The sequence below is a fragment of the Wolbachia endosymbiont (group A) of Eristalinus aeneus genome (assembly GCF_964026915.1).
Lineage (GTDB): Bacteria > Pseudomonadota > Alphaproteobacteria > Rickettsiales > Anaplasmataceae > Wolbachia > Wolbachia pipientis.
Genome location: NZ_OZ034712.1, coordinates 993166 through 1013213, shown reverse-complemented (window position 1 = coordinate 1013213; position 20048 = coordinate 993166). Strand labels below are relative to the sequence as shown.

Below are 20048 nucleotides of genomic sequence, written 5' to 3'. Positions count from 1 at the left end.
TAAAAGTTACTCAACAAAACAAGAACCTTTCGTATAAGCATGACAAATTGCTACAGCAAGAGCGTCAGCAGCATGGTGGCATTTTATACTCAAATTTTTAACTATTTGCTTCACCATAAATATCATCTGATCCTTATCAGCATGGCCATTTCCGGTAATGCTTTTTTTTACATAGTTTGCGTCATATTCATTTATAGTTAGATCTGTTATTTTTAACGCTAAAATTACAACCCCTCTTGCATATCCTAAAGTTAGTGAAGATTTAGGATTTTTATTAACAAAAATTTTCTCCACCGCAGCTTCATTCGGAGAGTATAGGGAAATTACTTTCTTTAATTGTTCAAAAATTATATGTAGGCGTTCACCTGTACCCAATTTACCATCAGTTGATATGGTACCGCCGCCCAAAAATTCAATATTATTTTTTTCGTTCAGGCTGATAATGGCCCACCCAGTCTTGCTTATTCCTGGATCTAGACCTATTATTTTAACCACTTAATAAACGCTTAACCAATAGACAAACAAAAATAAAAATATCCAGACTACATCTACAAAGTGCCAATACCAGGAGGCAAACTCAAAGCACAAATGGTCCTGAAGTGTAAATTGGCCTTTCCGTGCTCTAAATAAACACACTGATAAAAATATTATTCCTATTATAACGTGTGCGCAGTGAAAACCGGTAATCATATAAAAATTGGATGTATAAATAAGCTTTTCTCCTGTTTCTTGTAGAGAAAAACTCGCTTCATGATACTCTATTGCTTGCACTATTATAAAAAAAACTCCAAGCAATATAGTTATGGACAGCATTTTAATCATGCTCTTTTTATCATTTTTAAGTAAAGAGTGATTTGCCCAAGTAATTGTTGTACCAGAAAGCAATAATATTAATGTATTCATGAATGGTAGTGACCACGGATCAGGTGGCAAAATTCCCTCAGGGGGCCATTCAACTTTTTTTGCAGGAGAAAACGCCTCAAATAAAAAAACTGGATCAAGCCAGGCTTTAAAGAATGAACAAAAGAACACTATAAAAAATACGACCTCCGAGAGAATAAACAAGTACATTGCAAATTTGAGTCCATGTTTTACAATGGCAGTGTGACATTTGTCATAAATGGCCTCCCTTATTACATCTCTCCACCAATAAAACAGCACCCCTGATACTGCGGAGATTCCCAAAACTAAACAAAACATTCCGACAATTTGTTTATGAAGCGCGCCAACTAATCCAAGTGCAAGAATAAGAATTGCTGCTGATACAGCAATTGGCCAAGGGCTTGGATCCACTAAATGAAAATCATGTTCTTTACTTTTCATAGCATTTTAAAAAATACTTATTAAGGATACAAATTAGCTTAAAATTGTCAATGTTCCTTAGGAAATTGATTGAATCTTGAAAAATTATATGCACCGTTCAAAAAATCTAACACAAATTGTGCAGTTATTCTAAACAACTCAAGCATTCTGCTCTTTTCGTTTTCTCTTGCTCTGCTGCAATATCCATCAACAATATTTTCCAAAATAATGCATCCAGACTTTACTGAATCACTGTAACAAAAATTAAACCAATCCCTATATCTATTATTTTTCTTGAATCTATTTTTCATGCTATCAACGACAGTCTCGTATATAAACATGCAAGAATACGAAACCGTCATAGCCTCATAGGTATTACTATGCGAGATGGATAAAAGAAAATTAGTGAAATTAAAACACTCAAGAGATTTCTTTTCGCGACTTATACCGTACATAGTAAAGTAGTAGTCATATAGCATTCTATTAACAGTCACTACTCTTTGGGCTACTTCAGCAAGCGAGATAATACTACTATAATCTTCCATTTTGGATGCAGTAATTAAGGTGGTACGAATATAATCACCTAAGAACAACGTCTTTTGTTGAGCATAGAATTTGAAGTTCTCTATATTTAGGGTGTGATTCGCTAACTCAACATTAAAAGGATGCTCAATTATATCCTTTAAAAGATTTGACCCGTAACAGCTCCTAATTATGCCACTGAACACTGTAGTTACCGATAAAAGATCAAGTTAACGTAAATAATCCGCTGCTAATATTCTTTGCTAGATATATTAGAGTAATATGCCTCATCCCAAAACATTATTTCTAATTCCAGCCCTTTCTTAAAAAACTCATACATCCTCTTTTTTTCACAGTCACTAGCTTTTTTATATAGCTTATTTGTAATATCAGTAACCTCATCAATTACAGCATTTACTGTTTCGCTACTATAAATGTTGATCCACTCTTTGTATTTGTTATTTTTAACCCCTTTAGTTGTTATCTCATTTACCATATGGCGTATAACGATTTGGTATATGTTAAAGCAAGAATAAGATGCTACTAAAGCTTCATTAACAGAATTGTGATATGCGGCACTCATGAAAAAGTCAGTAAAGGCAGAACAAGCTCTTGACTTTTTGTGATCATCAGATAGATCACAATCTTCAAAATATTTTTTATACTGTTCTCGAACATAAAATGCTCCTTGTGCCAAATTGATTAAACTACTCATCATTTCAATATCATCAACTCTAGCTGCAACAATTAAAAAAGCACGAGCGCAATCTATACAATACAGAAAATCCTGCTGAAGGTAGAATTTGAATTTTTCATAATCTAATGTATTATTTATCAATTCAACATTAAAAGGGTGTTCTTTTATTTTATCAATAAGATCAGAAAACTCTTTTAGAGGTTGTCCGGAAACTAGTAAATTCAAGCATATTCCCTCTTTAACATAACCCTACTCATAGCTAGGTATATGAAATTCTCAGTGGATGTTGTGAGTAAATCATACTCCTTCGATAGCCTTCTATTCCTATTAACCCAAGCAAAAGTCCTTTCTACAACCCATCTTCTTGGCTGTACTTTAAACCCTTGTTCTCTTGTTGGTAGTAGCTCAGGTGGCGTATCTTTGTGCACCCAAAATCTACATGGAGGCCTTTTAACAATTTCAATATCTATGTCATATTCTTCCTTTATGTGATTCTTTAAATTTCTTCCTTGGTATCCCATGTCAGCCCACATTTTTTTAACTTTAGTATATTTTGTTCTCATATTGTTTAATGCTATTTTAATACCATCTCTATCATTTTCGTTAGCAGCGCCTACGTAACAACCTAGTATAAAACCCTGAGTGTCTGTAATTATATGCCTTTTTCTACCCTTTACTTTTTTACTTCCATCATAGCCTTTGATCCCCCCTTTTCTGTAGTCTTTACAGATTGACTATCTACTATACAGGCACTCGGCTGCTCATTCCTTCCTATTTTTCTTCTACTATATTTTGTAATTTCATAATTCATTTTCTCAAAAATTCCCTGCTTCTTCCATTGCCTGAACTGCTCATACACAGTCTTCCATAGCGGAAAATCATTTGGTAAATACCGCCATTGACACCCTGTACGCAATACATAGAAAATTGCTTCTAATATTTCTCTTTTGCTATACTTTGGCGGCCTTCCTCCTTTCTTGTATGATACTCTGAAGTGTTTTTCTATTCTTGCCCATTCCCTTTCGCTTAGATCTGTTGGATACTTTTTTCTCATCTTTACCCCGTACTAAAATTTCAGATATTATAGCCTTTTACTTATTTCCGGACAACCTCTAAACAATATGAGAACAAAATATACTAAAGTTAAAAAAATGTGGGCTGACATGGGATACCAAGGAAGAAATTTAAAGAATCACATAAAGGAAGAATATGACATAGATATTGAAATTGTTAAAAGGCCTCCATGTAGATTTTGGGTGCACAAAGATACGCCACCTGAGCTACTACCAACAAGAGAACAAGGGTTTAAAGTACAGCCAAGAAGATGGGTTGTAGAAAGGACTTTTGCTTGGGTTAATAGGAATAGAAGGCTATCGAAGGAGTATGATTTACTCACAACATCCACTGAGAATTTCATATACCTAGCTATGAGTAGGGTTATGTTAAAGAGGGAATATGCTTGAATTTACTAGTTTCCGGACAACCTCTTATTACCTAAATTGCCACATGGTACTACAATAGTTATGGACAATGCCACATTCCATAAAACTCCCAAAACAAAGGAGTTAATAGATAATGCTAGATGCCGTTTGCTCTATCTACCAACATATTCACCAGATTTGAACCCTATAGAGCATTGTTGGAATACCATCAAAAGCCGCCTCAGACCTTTAATGCATAAATATACAGACTTACAACTTTTGGTTGGTAATACCATAATGGAAATTTATCATTCATTTTAGAAAATACTATATTGCATTCCTGAGCATTTTGATTCATCATTCTCTTTGTGAAAAACATTCCAAACTTTCTCTCCACTTTTTCTGGGTAAGGTCAGTCAAACCTCCATTTTTTTTATATCAATTTATTACTTTTTTTTCGGTTTGACACACTTTTTTGAACATTCCCAACGAAAAAAGAAAAACAAGGTTTAATTTTCTTTTTTATTTGCGATTTATCTATTAATTAACCGTGAAAGGTTACGTGTAATGCTTCTTCACATAATTATCAATAATTGCCTTAAATTCTTCAGAGACATTATCACCTTGTAAAGTTTTGAAATATTTGCCGTTTTTGTAGACTGCTGAAACAGGTTTTTCTCCATATCCAGGTAAGCTGATTCCCAAATTTGCGTGTTTGCTTTCTCCAGGACCATTTACTATGCATCCCATAACAGCAATGTTCATATGCTCTACACCTGGATTTTTTTTCTTCCACATCGGCATATGAGTTTTTATATAGCCATTCACCTCTTCAGTTAATATACGAAAACGATCGCTACTCGTGCGCCCACAACCAGGACATGAATTAACCTGAGGGTTAAAGTGTCGCAAGCCTATAGACTGCAATATTTCCTGACACACCACCACTTCATTAGTACGCGATTCACCAGGACGTTGAGTCAAAGAAGCCCGTATTGTATCTCCAATGCCATTTTGCAATAAATAAGTAAGCCCTGCTGCGGTATTTACCACACCTTTATTGCCCATACCAGCCTCAGTTAAACCCAAATGCAGCGCATAATTGGAAGATTTTGCAAGTGCCATATAAACTAAAATTAAATCTTGTACTTTGCTAACTTTACATGAAATGATTATTTTGTTTGAATTTAGACCAATTTCTTCAGCTTTTTTTGCACTATCAAGAGCAGACATTACAACTGCTTTGCGCAGTATAACGTCAGAAGGCCTTGAATTACTAAGCAAAGAGTTTTCATCCATCAATTTTTGCAAAAGGTATTTATCAAGACTACCCCAATTTACCCCAATTCTAACCGGAAGATCGTGCATTATTGCATACTCTATAACCCTTTCAAACTTCTCATCACGTTTGTTGCCAAAACCTATATTGCCTGGGTTTATCCTAATTTTACCCAGCATTTTGATGTTGTCTGGATAATCTTGAACTAATTTATCTAGCTCATACTGACCACAGCCTACCAATATTTTACCGTCAAAACCTTCTTTATTTATCTCTTCTACTATATAAGGTATGGCTCTTGCTACCTCCTCTGAGTTCAAGGCAATTCGCACCAATTCTGAACCTGTACGCGCTAGTTCTGTTATTTCTTTTGCATAATGTTTTGCGCTACTTTTTATATTATCAGAATCTATATGCACACCAAGCGCCATAGATTGTACAACTACAGGATTATTTCCGCCTATCTTTACTTTTCCAACTTCTACAACATGAGTCTTGTGCCTGGAAATCGGCAATAATTCATATGCATCATCATTCAATATCAGGTCTTTATCTAGCATATTATTAATGGCCAATATTGTGATACTATTTTACTGTGTCAGCTACACTGCCAAATGAACTTGAACCATTCAAACTATAAGCATCTACGTTATCCAAATTAGCAATAGAATCATGTGAGCACGTTCTTCTTGATGGAGTTTCTTTTATAGTGACATTTATAGGAGAAACTTTCTTTTCTCGTGTTGAAGTAACTTTCTTTTCTTCTTGTTGTTCACTTTCATGCTGCTTATTTTCATACTGGAAAACTGACTCTTGATCTATAAATACAGCACCCCTTAAACGTGCGATATTAATACCATGCTGATTTATCATAGTGCTCTCTTCATCGTCGACTATGCAAGCTTCCATGTCATTTGGCTCATTATCAAGACTAGCAATTTTTTTCTCTTTTAATTTTTTGATTAGATCTTCTTTATTTATAGCTCGATCTTGTAATTTTTTTTTCTTGAGCAATTCCCTACGCTTCTCATACAGTTTATATGACTCAGCAAAATCCTCATCTGTATGAAAGTTTGCACCACCAGGGTTACCAGGAGGTATGTATCTCTTACTGAGCTTAGATTTAGCTTCAGCACTATGCACAGTAAAAAAGCTAGAAACCAAAAACATTAATATAAATAAAATTTTAGAAAAAACCCTAAGCATATGGTGCTATAGTAAATATCGTGTTTTAAAAGATAGCAATTAACAAACTTTAAGTAAACCAGAATCTTTACTAACTTTACAATACAAATATTTTTCTAAAAAGTGATATGTTTGCTATCAAAAAAACCTACGCAGACTAAGAGAAGAGTAAGGTGTTACAAGTTGCGTAACACCTTTTCAAGAAAAGTGTTATGCAGCTATATGTTTGCAACTTTTAAGTTATTCTGTAGTTTTTCAGTACCATCGGTAGTATCTACATTACTAAGTTTTGCGTCTGGCGTATCTTTAGATAAGTCGTTTTTCTTCTCTTTATCAAGCTTAACTCCCTGATAGATACAGAATGCAACAAAACTAGTTATTGCTATTGCGGCAACAGCACTGACTATGATACAAATTGCCATTATTTTTTGTTGATCTGCTACTGCCTCTGCAAGTGTTTCCACTTTTTCTTGCAGGCCGTTTAAGTGCTCTTGCATAGCTTGAAACTGCTTAGTACCAATCTTGTCTTCTAATGCACTAAAAACTTTTTCAAACTGCTCAACATCTATCTTTTGAGCTTCTTGCCATTCTTTTAATGCACTAAATACCTCTTCAAACTGTTTAGCATCTATCTTTTGAGCTTCTTGCCATTCTTTTAATGCACCAAAAACTTTTTCAAACTGCTCAGCATCAATTTTTTGACTTTCTTGCAATTCTGTTACACCTAACCAATTGCACAAAATTCCTTTTACCATTTTAACCCCCTAGTTAATTAATATATTATAATTTTACATTCCCAATGTTTAAATTATTATTAAATTAACTGTCATTATGTATTGACCTTTTAATAATTTTGTTTGACTTGCTTTTTGAAAGTGCGGAAACTTAAATTAAGGTATTACAAGATTGTTATTCAACCAATATCTCTCTTTTCCCTGAGTAATTTGGAGCGCTGACAATACCTTCCTTTTCCATTCTTTCAACGATGTTTGCTGCTCTGTTATAGCCTATTCTAAGCTGCCTTTGAATGTAACTGGTTGAAACTTTTTGATCTCTTTGAATGATGGCCACTGCTTGGTTATAGAGGTCATTTTCTTCATCCTCCGTTTCATCGTGTGACTCTGTAGAAGAATTTTCATCTTCTTTAGTGATTTCCTCCATGTAGTTTGGCTCACCTTGCATTTTCAGATGATCAACTATATCTTGCACCTCATTATCACTTACAAATGGGCCGTGAACTCGAATGATCTTACCACCAGAGGCCATATAGAGCATGTCACCCATGCCGAGCAATTGTTCAGCCCCTTGTTCGCCAAGTATTGTACGGCTATCTATCTTAGAAGTAACAGCAAAACTGATTCTCGTTGGAAAGTTCGCCTTTATCACACCTGTGATCACATCCACAGATGGGCGTTGTGTTGCCATTATGATGTGTATTCCTGCAGCACGAGCCATCTGAGCTAAGCGTTGAATAGAGCACTCTATTTCTTTGCCGGCAACAAGCATCAAATCTGCCATTTCATCCACGATCACTACAATATATGGAAATGTTTCCATCTTGATTGGTATTTTTTCAAACAGAGGTTTGCCTGTTGTTGAGTTAAAGCCAATCTGCACAACGCGCTCCAATTCTATTCCACTATTCATCGCTTCTGTGATTTTTTGATTATAGTTTATAACATTGCGTACATTCAAATACGACATCATGCGATAGCGGTTTTCCATTTCTTTCACGATCCACTTAAGAGCGACTACAGCCTTTTTTGGCTCTGTTACTACTGGCGTTATTAGATGTGGTATTGCATCATATATTGAAAGCTCAAGCATTTTGGGGTCGATCATTATCATCTTGCATTCGTCAGGACTTAATCGATAAACGAGTGAAAGAACCATAGTGTTAATCGCAACTGATTTACCAGACCCTGTGGTTCCAGCAACGAGCAAGTGAGGCATTTTAGTTAGATCTGCAATAACTGGTTTTCCACTTATTTCTTTGCCAAGCGCAATTGGAAGATTTAAGTTTGCATTTTGGTATTCTGGTGATTCAAGCAAATCACGCAGCATTACAATTTCCCGTTCCTTGTTCGGCAACTCTATTCCCATAGCATTTTGCCCACGAATTATTGAAATACGTGCAGAGAGTGCACTCATCGAACGTGCAATGTCATCTGCAAGGCCAATTACTCTTGCAGATTTCGTACCAGCTTGTGGTTCAAGTTTGTATAAAGTCACAACCGGCCCATAGCATACACTGATAATTTTTCCTTGCACGCCAAAATCACTCAGGACTTGTTCCAGCAGAGATAAATTTTTATTGCTCTCCATCTCATTCAGCTGCTTTCTCTGCAAAGACTCTTCTGCTTTAGAAAGTAAATGGATACTTGGAAACTCGAACTCACTGGAAGGTTTAAAAATTTCTTCAGTCTGTCTTTTTCTTGGTTGCTGTCTAGTAGTGACTTGAGCTTTATGTTTTTCTTCTACTACTAATGGTGCAACTGAATATTCAGCAGTTTTACGTGATCTGAAGAATAGAACATTTACAAATAAGCAAGCTATTTTTTTGAATAGGAAAAATATAGAGTAAGTTGTTCTCTTCCAACCAACCAATCCTACAAGACCTATTGATGTTACTATCACAAATACATAAAACGGACAGTGATTAACGAGTACATTCCCTATTATTCCACTGTGTCTGTACCTTGCAATGACGCCTAGCGAAAGTTGTGGTAATATAGCACATATCCCTAAATTGATTAATATTAAACAGAGAATTTTCAGCAGCCTTTTTGCTGGCCTGAAGATCAACAAGTAAACTATGGTTGTAGCTATTGTAACACTAGTTAATCCGAGAAATTGAACCAATATATCAGCTAAATATGAACCTACTATTCCACCTAAATTTGTCACTTCCTCATTTGTAGCCGTGTTTAAGGAAGGATCTTTATAGTTATAGCTAAAAACTGATATATATATATATATTAAAAAGGATAGATATATTGCTGATTTTAGATATTTTTTTAACATCTACCTAAAGTAGTAAGCTACTGTATATTTTACAAAGTGAATTGTTATTAGCAATATCATTATAGATAAATCTAATCCGTTGAACGGTGGTATATATCTTCTAATAATCTTTAGTGGTGGATATGTCAATTGGTTCAAGATGTGCATTATGCTACTGACAGTTTCATTATATATGTTCACCATATTAAGTTTAACCAGCCAGTTTAGGACAACCCAACATATTAGAATGAAGCTATAAAGATCAAGTAACGTATTGAGTAGATATATGATTGGATGCATACATATCTATTACACGAAAGTTATATAAAAGACAAGTATTTAGCCTTTTCAAACTCAAAATGTTGTTTTTGCTGAACCAAAAAAAACTTCATTTTTTGAGCTGCGCAAAGCCACCTAAAGTAGAGAATGGACAAGGAAGGAGGGGTGTATAATATATATTAATGTTGATATTTATTTCTTATAAATATCATCTCTATGTCCTATCTCTGTGATAGTCACTATATGATCTAATTGATTTACTCTGTAAATTACACGATAGTCACCAACTCTTAGCCTTCTACATCCTTTTAAGTTATGATGTAGTGGTTCACCAAAATTTATTGGGTCAACTGTAAGACGTTCTTTTATAGCCTTTTGAACTCTTAGCCTTATTATCTTTGGAAGGTTTGGTAAATCTTTTTCAACAACACTCTTTAGAGACTTAACCTTGTAACGCTCTAATCCCACTTAATATCTTCAAAATCAACTGTTTCTGCACCTTCAACATCACGCTCATCAGAAATTTTAGATACTAAAAAATCCTCCATTTCAAGCTCAACTGCTTCTCTAAATAGTTTTCCTGCTAATTCTTGAACGGGCTGTTTAGTAAATTCAGATAATTCAGCAAGATGCTTTAAAGTTTCTTCGCTAAGAGCTATGTTAATGCCTGAATTTGCCATATGTTTTACCAAAGTCCACTAATAATTATACAACATTTTTTTTAATTTTTCAATAAAGAAAGGAGTGGTGTATAAAAATATATTTAATGTTTCAGTAGGTCCAATATTGCCTGCTTGTAAATATTGTCCCTGTGTCCTATTGAAACAATAATTACTATACGTTTTACAGTATTTACACGGTAGACAATACGATAATCATCAGCAACTTTTATTCTTCTATGTTCCTTTAATCTCTTGCGTAGCAACACACCGTTACCAATAGGATCAGTCTCAAGATACTCTTTTATTGCATCTTTAATACTTGGCTTTACATCTTCCGGCAAGGAAGGCAAATTTCTTTTAAGAACATGCTTTAGATATTTAATGGTGTATTGCTTATTTCCAGATGTCTTCACTATCCTCTACTTCTTCTGCATCATCAGAATTTAACTCCCTAATAATTTTGGAAAATGCAATATCTTCCGCTTCAAGTTCGATTGCTTCCTTGACTAGCTTTTCTGTTAATTTTTGAACAGACTGCTTGGTGGCTCTAGCTAGTTCAACAAGATGCTGCGAAGTTTCTGGGTTGAAAGTTACACTAACTTTTGAATTTACCATAAGTTTTACCAAAGTCTACTACTATAGCTATTTTACAACATTTTTTTTAATTTTTCAATAAAGAAAGGAAGGAAGGAAGGAGGGCTGTATAAAAATATATTTAATGTTTATCAAGTAGCCTTCTCATAAATGGTGTCTCTATGTCCTGCTGTAGCAACAAATACCTTATGTTTTGCAATATTTACAGTATAAATAATTCGATAATCACTAACCCTTATTCTTCTATACCCTTTTAGCCTGCCACGTAATGGTTTACCAAATTTAATTGGATCAGTTGTAAGCCGCTCGTTTATCGCTTTTGTAATCCTTGATCTTATTGTTTTTGGAAGATTTAGAAAATCTCTTTCAGTAAAGTTTTTTGAGTAGACAATATCGTATTTCAGTTTATGTCCTCTCCCTTTCAGATAGTACTGTATTCCAGTCTACATCCTCACATTCCTTAATAGTTTTATATAACGCAATATCTTCTACTTCGCACTCGATTCCTTCGATGACTAACCTTTTTGCTAGTTCTTGAACGGATTCCTTGGTGATTTCAGCTAACTTAGTAAGGTTATGTGAAGTTTTTGGGTCAAAAGTTATACTAATTCCTGAATCTGTCATATGTTTTACCAAAGTCTACTAATAATTATACAACATTTTTCTGAATTTTTCAATAAAGGAAGTTGATGATATGTAAGAAAAATTTTGCCACCTGCGTTAATAAATAATTAAAGATTTAGCATATTTATCTACCCTCTATTCTATTACTTAAGTTAGACCACTTTTTTCTATTAATATTTTTTGTTTATAAAGATGAGCAGTTACTCATCACGCAGTTGATCTATGGATATAATACTACCGTTTGATAGTTTTTCAGTACATTTTTCACTTTTGTATTCTTTATCAGAGTCGATACTGATTTTGTCAAATATTAAAACATCTCCTGAAATTTTATCACGAAACTCACTAATAGCAAAAAACGGTATAGTAATTTGCTCTTGTTTTCCTTGAAAACTCAAACTGACGCTAAATTTATCCTCAGAAACTTTTAAATCATAGAATTGATGCTGTAATATAATAAGCATTTGAGTAGGGTATGACTTTTTCAAACGATCTGGCATGGTCACACCATTAAAATATGTGAAAAATAATATTTCTAAGTGAGGGATAAAACCATTACCTGATATAACATCTAAAGTCTTTTTGATAACTTGAAACTTAGCAGAATTAAGCAGTTTTTTGTAATCTGTTTGCTCCATATAACTTTCACATACGTAAATTTTGGGGGAACTTCTGTTACCCGGCGTTCCCTAAACCGTGCTTTAGTAATAAACCGGTTGTGCTAAATTAAGCAGCAACACGATATTCTTCAGCAGCAAAATTATCGTTTGCATTTAAATTATGAACTCTTAGCGGTGGTGTCTAACCGAGCAAAGCTACCATCTTTACTATGCATGTCGATCCTTAATCGCCCCCGTATAATTAAAAAACATGGTGGAAGCGCCGAGTACTGCCCTCGGGTCCAATACACCTATTACAAGGTAATTTTATTGCTATAGTACACAAAATGTACATAGCTATTATATAGCAACATTAAATAAATGTCAAGATATTATGACCTTAAGTTGATTTATTGCTAAAACAAAATTAATATTTCCAGTAAAAAATTCTGTGCTCTTAACCTGACACATATGGCTTTTTGAATACTCCCAATGAAAATATTTATAAATAAATATTTACTCTTCTTTTTTATTGTTTTTAGGTTTTTCTTGATCAACCATTTCTCCACCGATCTCTTTTATTTTTAGTATCAACGACTCTGGTACATACATGTCAATTACTTCTTCTGCTGTCACAAATAAAGCCTGATAAGAGTGTGAATTTATTATCCAATTAGGCAATATGTCTTCTGCTTCTATTTTATACTCTCCCTCTTTTTTGTCATATACTGTGTAGCAATATAAGTGCACAGCAAAAAATAATACATAAGAGAGCAATATTCCTTTAAGCACTCCGAGAAAGATTCCAGTAACTCTATCGATAAACCCCAACCTTATGGGTAATAATATGTACATTAGCCAGTTATTTATTATCATGAATATAAGATTAAGTATAATAAATACAGAGATTGTAGAAAGTATGTTTAGTGTAACTTTAGAATCAAAATATTTACTATAATTTGGAGTGAAAAAATCATAGTGATTAGCTGTCAGAAAGACCGATAAAAATAGAAACATTAGTGCGCATAGCTCTTTTATAAAGCCTCTAGTTACCGAGATTATTACGCATAGAACAACAATGAAGATAATTAGGCTATCGAAAAGCATGTTTTATATCTATATGGTTTTCAAGATATAATAGTTGTAAATAACAAGGTTGTAAAATTAATTGTATTTATGCTGCATCAATTGATCTAAATACCTAGCGATCATGTCAATTTCTAAATTCAAATAATCATTTACTTTGTTGTACTGAAAAGTTGTATTTTCCCATGTATAGGGAGTGATATTTACTGTAAATTCCTGATTAATAACTGAATTCACTGTGAGGGAAACCCCATCTAGTGTAACGGAGCTTTTTTTTGCAACAAATTTAATTAATTCTTGTGGGCACGATAGTTTGATTTCATGAGAATCTAAATTTTGATTAATTGTTAAAAATTTTACTATCCCATCAACATGACCCTGAACCAGGTGGCCATCGATCTTATCGCTTAATCTCATTGCTTGTTCGAGATTTATTTTTTTTCCTATTCTCCACGTATTTAAGTTAGCAACCTTCATAGTTTCTTGAGATGCTTGGACTGTAAATATATCGCTCATTATATCAACAACAGTTAAACACACACCAGAGCAAGCTATTGAATCTCCTTTATTTATAGAGGATAAATTTTGTGTCTTGATATGGAAAATTTGATCAGAGTTGGAGTGAGTGGTAGTATCAGTTATAGTCCCGATATCCGTGATAATTCCTTTAAACATATGGTGAAAATAAATAATTTTACCATGAAAAATTTTTTACAACAACTTATTTCTATCTTGTTATAGTTAAAGTAATTCTGGTTTACCGACAATTTAAAAAACGACAAATTCGTCATCCCGCTACGTGTTAGCGGGATCTAGAGATACCGTGACGGTATGACGTAGGAAAACTGAGCCTGCACTAGCTATAGGCGCGAGAAAGGGGATCGTTTTCACTTACTTGTTCAATAGATTCTATAGAATATTCAGAATATATGAAATAAGCCAAACTCAGAACACATAATGCAGTTAATATTGGTAACCCTATGTTCAATGCTAGCCCAATACTTTCTCTTTTTTCTGGTGGCACTAATCCTTTTAACATTGACACTTTTCCTAACGGAAAATGCCATAAGCAAAGTGTTGATGCAGATGCTACTATTATAAATAGACAAAAATAAGCCTTTTTTGAGGAAAATACAGTTTTTAACGGTGATTTGAGTGTAATGTTAGTAGGTGGTAGAGTTTTAGCTTCATTTGTTGCTGGTGAAAGATCTTTAATTGGTAAAGGGTTTGTAGATTTATGAGGAGTATTTTCATGTTGTGGAGAAGGTTGTTGTATATAAACACCTGAAACTAATTTAAGCAATTGCTCTTTTTTTCTATATACTTGTTTTTGTAAATATTCTTTACCTAAAAGTGAGTTACTAAGAGGTTGTGGCCTTTCGAGTATCTGTAATACTTCTGATATTTCGCCTGGCTCTAATATTGCATGTAATTGTTTATCTTGAAAGTAAACAATATTGAATACTGAGCTGAAAATATTGCAAAATGTTTCTGGATCTTGATTTTTGTATCCACTCATCACTTCAATAAATATTTTATCGAGTTTTTTCCCCCTGTGCTCAATTTGGTTATCTATCATAGCTACTCTAGCATCATTTTGTGCTTGTTTTATGGCTAATGGTTTTTCTTTCTCTGATAGTTCTTTGGTCTGCTTTTTTGACTTCTTTTTTCTGTTAGCCTTAAAATACTCTGTGTGCGAAGTAGTTTGACCGAAATCAGAAATAAGCATTGTGACGTCTTCTATTCTTCTTTCGTCGATTCCATCTTTTTGTGTTACCTTGTCCTGTTTTGTCTCTTGAAGTGTTGGATGGTAAGTCAAAGCCCTCTGGTTTCGTATGGACAGTTTTGGTGGCTGTTGAAAGAAGAATTGTATTGTATTAAAAAAATTGGATAGCCGAAAAGAAGATCCAAACCAAAAAAAATTGTCACGCATTGCAGCAACAACTATTGGAACCCGCATCACTTGCTTTTTACTACTTGTTAAATTATAGCCAAACAGGCCTGTAACTGGTACGATTTGTTTATTTTGTGCATTTTTTTGGTTAGTTTCACTCTGTTCTTTTTTGTCTTCATTTTCAGTTTTTTCTGCATGTTGTAGCTTTTCATTTAGAAATAACTCGATTTGGTACAAGTTGTCCAGGTTAATGTTTTCAACGTCTGTTTGTAGCGTTATCGTTGTGCCCTGCAGAAGGATTTGAGGCGGAGCACTATTTACGAATTCTTCTACAGTTTTATAACTGTTAGTTTTACAGTAGTTATTATATAGTTCACTGCTTTCTTTGGGCACTTTTATGTTGGCTGTAAATTTTTTTTCCCGGGAAAGGCAGATTTTGAAAAAATCAATTAAAGGGTTTATTCGAAATAATCTTATATTAAAGGTGTCTTTATCTGTTGCTGTTAGCTCAAATGAAAATTTTTGTATATTGCTTTCAATACTTCTCGAGCGAATAGCACTGATCTTAATTGTTTCGCTAGAAAATGCTTTACTTATGTTTCTGGATTTTTCCTTAAAGAGCTTAGGTAAATCCTCTATTTTATACTTATTCTTAGTTTCAGTGTTACTGTTGTGCATAGTTGATACAGCAAATTCATCAACGCAAAGGTAAATAAAAAAGATTAATTAGTCAATAAATTAATAATCAGAATAGGGCAATTTTTCGGATTGTTGATGATATTTAAAATTTCACTATAATGAAAGTTTAAGCCAGCGTTTTTAAGATGAATAAAGAGTTATTAGATGACATACTTTCACTTGAAGATAAAGCAGTTTCCGAAATTGAGAATGCTTCTTCTTTACAAGATTTAGAAAAAGTCAGGCTATCATATTTGGGAAAAAAGGGTGTAATTAAAGCTTATTTTGACAACTTAAAAGAGATAGAAGACGCAGGAAAAAAGCGCAATTTAGGCGAAGTTATCAACGTTTTACGTAATAAGCTAGATCATCTTATCATGAATAAGGAAAATATACTAAAAGCCGAAGAAGTTAACTTTAAATTGCAGAACGAGGCAGTTGATATCACGTTGCCTGCGAGGCCAGAAAAAATTGGCAAGGTCCATCCACTCAGTAAGGTTATAAATGAAGTAAAGCTTATTTTTGCACATATGGGTTTTAAAGCAGTTGATGGCCCTGATATTGAAGATGAATTTCATGTATTTGATGCACTGAATACTCCAAGTCATCATCCTGCGCGAGAGGAGCAAGATACCTTCTACTTAAAGAATAAAATAAACGATAAAAGAATGGTACTGCGCACTCACACTTCATCTGTACAGATTAGAACCATGGAAAAAACAAAAAAATTCCCAATTAAAATAGTAGCTCCTGGTAGGGTATACAGAAATGACTTTGATGCAACTCATACTCCTATGTTTCACCAGATAGAAGGGTTATATGTCGATGAAAACGTCAATATGGGCCAGTTAAAATTTACTATTCATCACTTCCTTAATAAGTTTTTTGGAGATAAAGGGCTGAAGATACGTTTTCGTAATAGTTTTTTTCCTTTTACTGAACCCTCTGCGGAAGTGGACATAAGTTATAAAGGTAGTAAATGGATAGAAGTGCTTGGATGTGGTATGGTGCATCCAAATGTCTTTCAAAATGTTGGAATAGACCATACTAAATACAACGGTTTTGCGTTTGGCATTGGTATAGAAAGGCTTGCGATGCTAAAATATCAAATCAGCGACCTAAGAAGCTTTTACGATAACAAAATCAGTTGGCTTGATCATTACGGTTTTCATTTTTCATCTTTAAGATAAGTGATAAGTAAAACTCATACGTTCGTTATACTTGCTGCAGGGCATGGCAGGCGGATGAATTCAGATTTGCCTAAGGTCCTACACAAAATAGGCAATTTTTCCATGCTTCAGCATGTCATTTACAATGCAAAACAGTTAAATCCTGAAAATATTGCTGTTGTAGTTGATCAGCCTTTAATTGAAAGACTAAAGTGCTTTGAGGATATACAGTTAATTACACAAGAATCAACACTCGGCACGGGAGATGCAGTCAAAACTGCGATGAGAAACCTGAAAGAATTGCCAGATTCGAACATAGTTGTTGTGCAGTATGGAGATACTCCGCTCATAAAAAGCAGCACAATAACTAAAATGGTTAGTTATTTAGAAGGCAAGACTCTAGTTTGCCTAGGTTTTAGGGCAAGCAATAAAGAATATGGTAGGTTAATCATTGAGAATGGTTCCTTAAGAGAAATCGTAGAAGCAAAGAGTGATAAAAATAATCATGAAGAGTTTCTTGCAAATGCTGGAATAATGGTTGCATGTGCAAAGAATTTACGTGAATTGGTAGAGAAAATAGAGTGCAATAGCTCAACTCATGAATATTATTTGACCGATATAGTTTCCATTGCAGTGAAGAGTAATTTAAATGTCGGTTACGTTATTACGGGTGGAGAAGAAGCAACGGGAATAAATAACAGAAATGACCTTATAAAAGCTGAATTTTACTTTCAAGAAAATAAAAGAAAAATTTTTACCGACGCCGGAGTAACACTTGTTGCGCCAGAGACTGTTTTCTTTTCTCTTGATACGCAAATTGCCAGAGATTCAGTGATTTACCCATATGTTTTTTTCGGTACTGGAGTGAAAATAGAGTCTGGTGCGAAAATACTGCCATTTTCGCATTTAGAAAATTGCTTAATTAAAAGCAATGCTGAGGTCGGTCCATTTACCAGAATACGCGGAAACACAACAATTGGTAATAAGGCAAAAATAGGAAATTTTGTGGAAGTGAAAACAAGTGAAGTTGGTCAAAACACTAGAATAAAACACTTAAGTTATATAGGAAATGCTAAAGTAGGGCAGGAGAGTAATATAGGAGCAGGCACTATTGTTTGTAATTATGATGGGAAAAATAAACATGAAACGAATATAGGGAGCAATTGCTTTGTTGGCGCCAATAGCTCACTAATTGCGCCGCTTAATATTCATGATGAATCTGTAATTGCAGCAGGTAGTGTTATAGTTGAAGATGTACCAGAAAAAAGCCTTGCAATAGCAAGAGAAAAGCAAGTAACTAAGAGAATAAAGTAGTCTAATTTAATTATGTTGTTGTGTCATTTTTAATATTAGACTTCTTGCATAACCATATAACAAACTTTTATTGGGAATAGAAACAAAAAAACTTCCTTGACAAACTCCGCCAGCCCCCTTATCATAACAGTGAAGCTATTGTATTTGCTTTCGCCAATCTGCAGATTAAAAGGTAAGGATTACTTAATGTATCGGCGTCTTATGTTCAATTTTTTGCAGTATATAGATACTGTATGTCTTTACAAAACTTCATCTACATCTAGATTTTTATCTAAATAAGCTGAACGCGCTTATAAAGCGTTACAAGACATCAAAAAATGCCAATACTCGACAGAGATAGTAAAAGACTAGCTAACTCGGGGATTCTTTGTCTTTTTTTCTGCTTAGTAAATTTCTTAAACATTTGCAGCGTAGGTTAGTTGCAATTAAAAGCAGCTTAATCTTGCTTGTCAAGCATTTAAAACATAAAAAACGCCAATATTTTAAAGCGGACAATAACCACGGGGCTTCTTTTGCCTTTTTTTTCATTTGGTAAATTCCTTAATGTTTATGGCTAAACGACAATCGTCATCCCGCTGCTTGTTAGCGGGATCTATTGCTGAGATACCGCGAATGAATCGCGGTATGACGGTTCGCGGCGGTATGACGTAGGACTGCTGTCATCCCAGTGCGTGACACTGGAATCCCAAAAAAGGATGATGTCATCCTAGTGCTCCTTTTTTTGTCATCCGAGTAGCTGACACTTGGATGACATCGTCATAAAGGAACCAGTGTCAGCTACTCGGATGACAGGAGAAGGGGCTACTTGCATGACGGTGTCGGTAAACTTAGAGCTATAATAACTATTTGCCTTTTTTCTGCTTAGGTTATGCAAGAAGTCTACTGTCTGAGAAAAGGTAGATAAAAGATGAAAACAGATAGAAGTATTTTAGTAGCTCAAAAAGAACGTTAAGTCATGCTTTTTATTTATATTGACAGCGTATATGACATCGTTTACGATTAAAGTTAATAACAATAATTTATATTTATCATGTTTGCAGTAATTGAGACTGGTGGAAAGCAATATTTAGTAAAAGAAGGTAGTATAATAAAGGTAGAGAAGTTAGAAGCTGAAGAAAAAAAAGAGGTGGAAATCAATAAGGTGATTTGTATTTCAAATAATGGCTTATCTTATTCATCTAATGCTACTGTTAAAGCTGAAGTGTTGGAGCAGTGCAGGGGGGAAAAAATTATAATCTTTAAGAAGAAAAGAAGAAAAAATTACCGTAGGAAAACTGGTCATAGGCAGTATATAACTGTTCTTCGTATAAATGAAATTAGTCTTCAAAAGTAAGAGGTAAGATATGGCAACTAAAAAATCAGGTGGTAGTTCCTGTAATGGTAGAGATTCAGCGGGTCGTAGGTTAGGAATAAAGAAGAATGGGAAGGTTATTCCTGGTAACATAATTGTGCGCCAAAGAGGCACAAAATTCCATCCTGGAAAGAATGTTGGTATAGGTAAAGATCATACGATTTTTGCTAAAATAGAAGGCTGGGTCAGCTTTAGAAGGTCAGCAAATAAAAAGACTTTTATTGATATCGTGCCTACAGATAATATGAAAGCTTCAGCTTGAATAAATCATGGGTCTGTAGCTCAGGTGGTTAGAGCGCACGCCTGATAAGCGTGAGGTCGGAGGTTCAACTCTTCCCAGACCCACCATTTAGTAGTTACTAACTGTGTTTTCTATAGCGGTTTTGATA

Annotated in this window: 24 protein-coding genes, 1 tRNA gene, 1 other RNA gene and 2 pseudogenes; 7 read left to right on the top strand and 21 right to left on the bottom strand. The window is 34.3% G+C overall.

The window, feature by feature from the left end:
- Nucleotides 1–6: 6 nt before the first annotated feature.
- The 5 genes and pseudogenes from ruvC to AAGD62_RS05145 form a co-directional block, all read right to left on the bottom strand.
- On the bottom strand, nt 7–495 hold the full coding sequence (gene ruvC, locus AAGD62_RS05165; protein ID WP_155968785.1) for a crossover junction endodeoxyribonuclease RuvC: 489 nt from the start codon (nt 493–495) through the stop codon (nt 7–9).
- Nucleotides 496–1323 carry a cytochrome c oxidase subunit 3 gene (locus tag AAGD62_RS05160; protein ID WP_006279354.1) on the bottom strand — a complete coding sequence of 276 codons (828 nt, stop codon included), beginning with the start codon at nt 1321–1323 and terminating at the stop codon, nt 496–498.
- 47 nt (nt 1324–1370) lie between these two features.
- Nucleotides 1371–2030 carry a TenA family protein gene (locus tag AAGD62_RS05155; RefSeq protein ID WP_155968782.1) on the bottom strand — a complete coding sequence of 220 codons (660 nt, stop codon included), beginning with the start codon at nt 2028–2030 and terminating at the stop codon, nt 1371–1373.
- Between the two features lie 44 nt (nt 2031–2074).
- Entirely contained in the window at nt 2075–2746 is a 672-nt protein-coding gene (locus AAGD62_RS05150; RefSeq protein WP_070356740.1) for a TenA family protein, read from the bottom strand.
- Nucleotides 2743–3575, bottom strand: a pseudogene (locus tag AAGD62_RS05145) (IS5 family transposase). Before AAGD62_RS05145 ends, AAGD62_RS05150 begins: the two are co-directional and overlap by 4 nt.
- Nucleotides 3576–3633: 58 nt before the next feature.
- On the opposite strand from AAGD62_RS05145, the pseudogene AAGD62_RS05140 reads away from it, so the two are divergent.
- Nucleotides 3634–3984: pseudogene (locus tag AAGD62_RS05140) on the top strand (IS5-like element ISWpi1 family transposase); the annotation flags it as partial.
- 36 nt (nt 3985–4020) lie between these two features.
- Nucleotides 4021–4263: a transposase gene (locus tag AAGD62_RS05135; protein WP_155968262.1), complete on the top strand. Its 243-nt coding sequence runs from the start codon at nt 4021–4023 to the stop codon at nt 4261–4263.
- Nucleotides 4264–4500: 237 nt separating this feature from the next.
- Here AAGD62_RS05135 and ispG read toward each other — a convergent pair whose 3' ends face one another.
- The 16 genes from ispG to AAGD62_RS05055 form a co-directional block, all read right to left on the bottom strand.
- Entirely contained in the window at nt 4501–5781 is a 1281-nt protein-coding gene (gene ispG / locus AAGD62_RS05130; protein WP_341812697.1) for a flavodoxin-dependent (E)-4-hydroxy-3-methylbut-2-enyl-diphosphate synthase, read from the bottom strand.
- A 25-nt stretch (nt 5782–5806) separates the two neighbouring features.
- The gene (locus AAGD62_RS05125; protein ID WP_070356736.1) at nt 5807–6427 is read right to left on the bottom strand and encodes a TRP75-related protein; all 621 of its coding nucleotides are present in this window, start codon (nt 6425–6427) and stop codon (nt 5807–5809) included.
- A gap of 197 nt (nt 6428–6624) precedes the next feature.
- The gene (locus AAGD62_RS05120; RefSeq protein WP_155968266.1) at nt 6625–7161 is read right to left on the bottom strand and encodes a hypothetical protein; all 537 of its coding nucleotides are present in this window, start codon (nt 7159–7161) and stop codon (nt 6625–6627) included.
- Between the two features lie 154 nt (nt 7162–7315).
- The gene (locus AAGD62_RS05115) at nt 7316–9430 is read right to left on the bottom strand and encodes an FtsK/SpoIIIE family DNA translocase (RefSeq protein WP_155968268.1); all 2115 of its coding nucleotides are present in this window, start codon (nt 9428–9430) and stop codon (nt 7316–7318) included.
- Nucleotides 9431–9709 carry a YggT family protein gene (locus AAGD62_RS05110; protein ID WP_006279515.1) on the bottom strand — a complete coding sequence of 93 codons (279 nt, stop codon included), beginning with the start codon at nt 9707–9709 and terminating at the stop codon, nt 9431–9433.
- 171 nt (nt 9710–9880) lie between these two features.
- Entirely contained in the window at nt 9881–10156 is a 276-nt protein-coding gene (locus tag AAGD62_RS05105; RefSeq protein ID WP_007550684.1) for a type II toxin-antitoxin system RelE family toxin, read from the bottom strand.
- Nucleotides 10147–10368 carry a hypothetical protein gene (locus AAGD62_RS05100; RefSeq protein WP_006279415.1) on the bottom strand — a complete coding sequence of 74 codons (222 nt, stop codon included), beginning with the start codon at nt 10366–10368 and terminating at the stop codon, nt 10147–10149. Before AAGD62_RS05100 ends, AAGD62_RS05105 begins: the two co-directional genes overlap by 10 nt.
- Before the next feature lie 83 nt (nt 10369–10451).
- Nucleotides 10452–10700, bottom strand: coding sequence for a type II toxin-antitoxin system RelE family toxin (locus tag AAGD62_RS05095; protein ID WP_265032051.1), 249 nt, complete (start codon nt 10698–10700; stop codon nt 10452–10454).
- A 43-nt stretch (nt 10701–10743) separates the two neighbouring features.
- Entirely contained in the window at nt 10744–10965 is a 222-nt protein-coding gene (locus AAGD62_RS05090; protein WP_095742622.1) for a hypothetical protein, read from the bottom strand.
- A gap of 110 nt (nt 10966–11075) precedes the next feature.
- Nucleotides 11076–11282: a type II toxin-antitoxin system RelE family toxin gene (locus AAGD62_RS05085; RefSeq protein ID WP_231115925.1), complete on the bottom strand. Its 207-nt coding sequence runs from the start codon at nt 11280–11282 to the stop codon at nt 11076–11078.
- A gap of 67 nt (nt 11283–11349) precedes the next feature.
- Nucleotides 11350–11580, bottom strand: a complete 231-nt coding sequence (locus tag AAGD62_RS05080) for a hypothetical protein (protein WP_264339247.1) — start codon at nt 11578–11580, stop codon at nt 11350–11352.
- 188 nt (nt 11581–11768) lie between these two features.
- On the bottom strand, nt 11769–12206 hold the full coding sequence (locus AAGD62_RS05075; protein WP_341812696.1) for a ClpXP protease specificity-enhancing factor SspB: 438 nt from the start codon (nt 12204–12206) through the stop codon (nt 11769–11771).
- 22 nt (nt 12207–12228) lie between these two features.
- Nucleotides 12229–12559, bottom strand: a transfer-messenger RNA (tmRNA) gene (ssrA, locus tag AAGD62_RS05070).
- Between the two features lie 124 nt (nt 12560–12683).
- Nucleotides 12684–13274 carry a CvpA family protein gene (locus AAGD62_RS05065; protein WP_015588828.1) on the bottom strand — a complete coding sequence of 197 codons (591 nt, stop codon included), beginning with the start codon at nt 13272–13274 and terminating at the stop codon, nt 12684–12686.
- A 57-nt stretch (nt 13275–13331) separates the two neighbouring features.
- Nucleotides 13332–13928 carry a riboflavin synthase gene (locus AAGD62_RS05060; protein ID WP_151808045.1) on the bottom strand — a complete coding sequence of 199 codons (597 nt, stop codon included), beginning with the start codon at nt 13926–13928 and terminating at the stop codon, nt 13332–13334.
- Between the two features lie 181 nt (nt 13929–14109).
- The gene (locus AAGD62_RS05055) at nt 14110–15825 is read right to left on the bottom strand and encodes a hypothetical protein (protein WP_155968270.1); all 1716 of its coding nucleotides are present in this window, start codon (nt 15823–15825) and stop codon (nt 14110–14112) included.
- 146 nt (nt 15826–15971) lie between these two features.
- Here AAGD62_RS05055 and pheS point away from each other — a divergent pair, with 146 nt between their 5' ends.
- The 5 genes from pheS (at nt 15972) to AAGD62_RS05030 (ending at nt 20007) form a co-directional block, all read left to right on the top strand.
- Nucleotides 15972–17015: a phenylalanine--tRNA ligase subunit alpha gene (gene pheS / locus AAGD62_RS05050; RefSeq protein ID WP_155968272.1), complete on the top strand. Its 1044-nt coding sequence runs from the start codon at nt 15972–15974 to the stop codon at nt 17013–17015.
- Nucleotides 17016–18308: a bifunctional UDP-N-acetylglucosamine diphosphorylase/glucosamine-1-phosphate N-acetyltransferase GlmU gene (glmU, locus tag AAGD62_RS05045; protein ID WP_155968274.1), complete on the top strand. Its 1293-nt coding sequence runs from the start codon at nt 17016–17018 to the stop codon at nt 18306–18308.
- A gap of 1030 nt (nt 18309–19338) precedes the next feature.
- Nucleotides 19339–19641, top strand: coding sequence for a 50S ribosomal protein L21 (gene rplU / locus AAGD62_RS05040; RefSeq protein WP_006279565.1), 303 nt, complete (start codon nt 19339–19341; stop codon nt 19639–19641).
- 10 nt (nt 19642–19651) lie between these two features.
- Nucleotides 19652–19921 (top strand): 50S ribosomal protein L27, encoded by a 270-nt coding sequence (gene rpmA / locus AAGD62_RS05035; RefSeq protein WP_006279564.1) that lies wholly within the window; start codon nt 19652–19654, stop codon nt 19919–19921.
- A gap of 9 nt (nt 19922–19930) precedes the next feature.
- A tRNA-Ile gene (locus tag AAGD62_RS05030) sits at nt 19931–20007 on the top strand.
- The last annotated feature ends 41 nt before the right edge of the window (nt 20008–20048 follow it).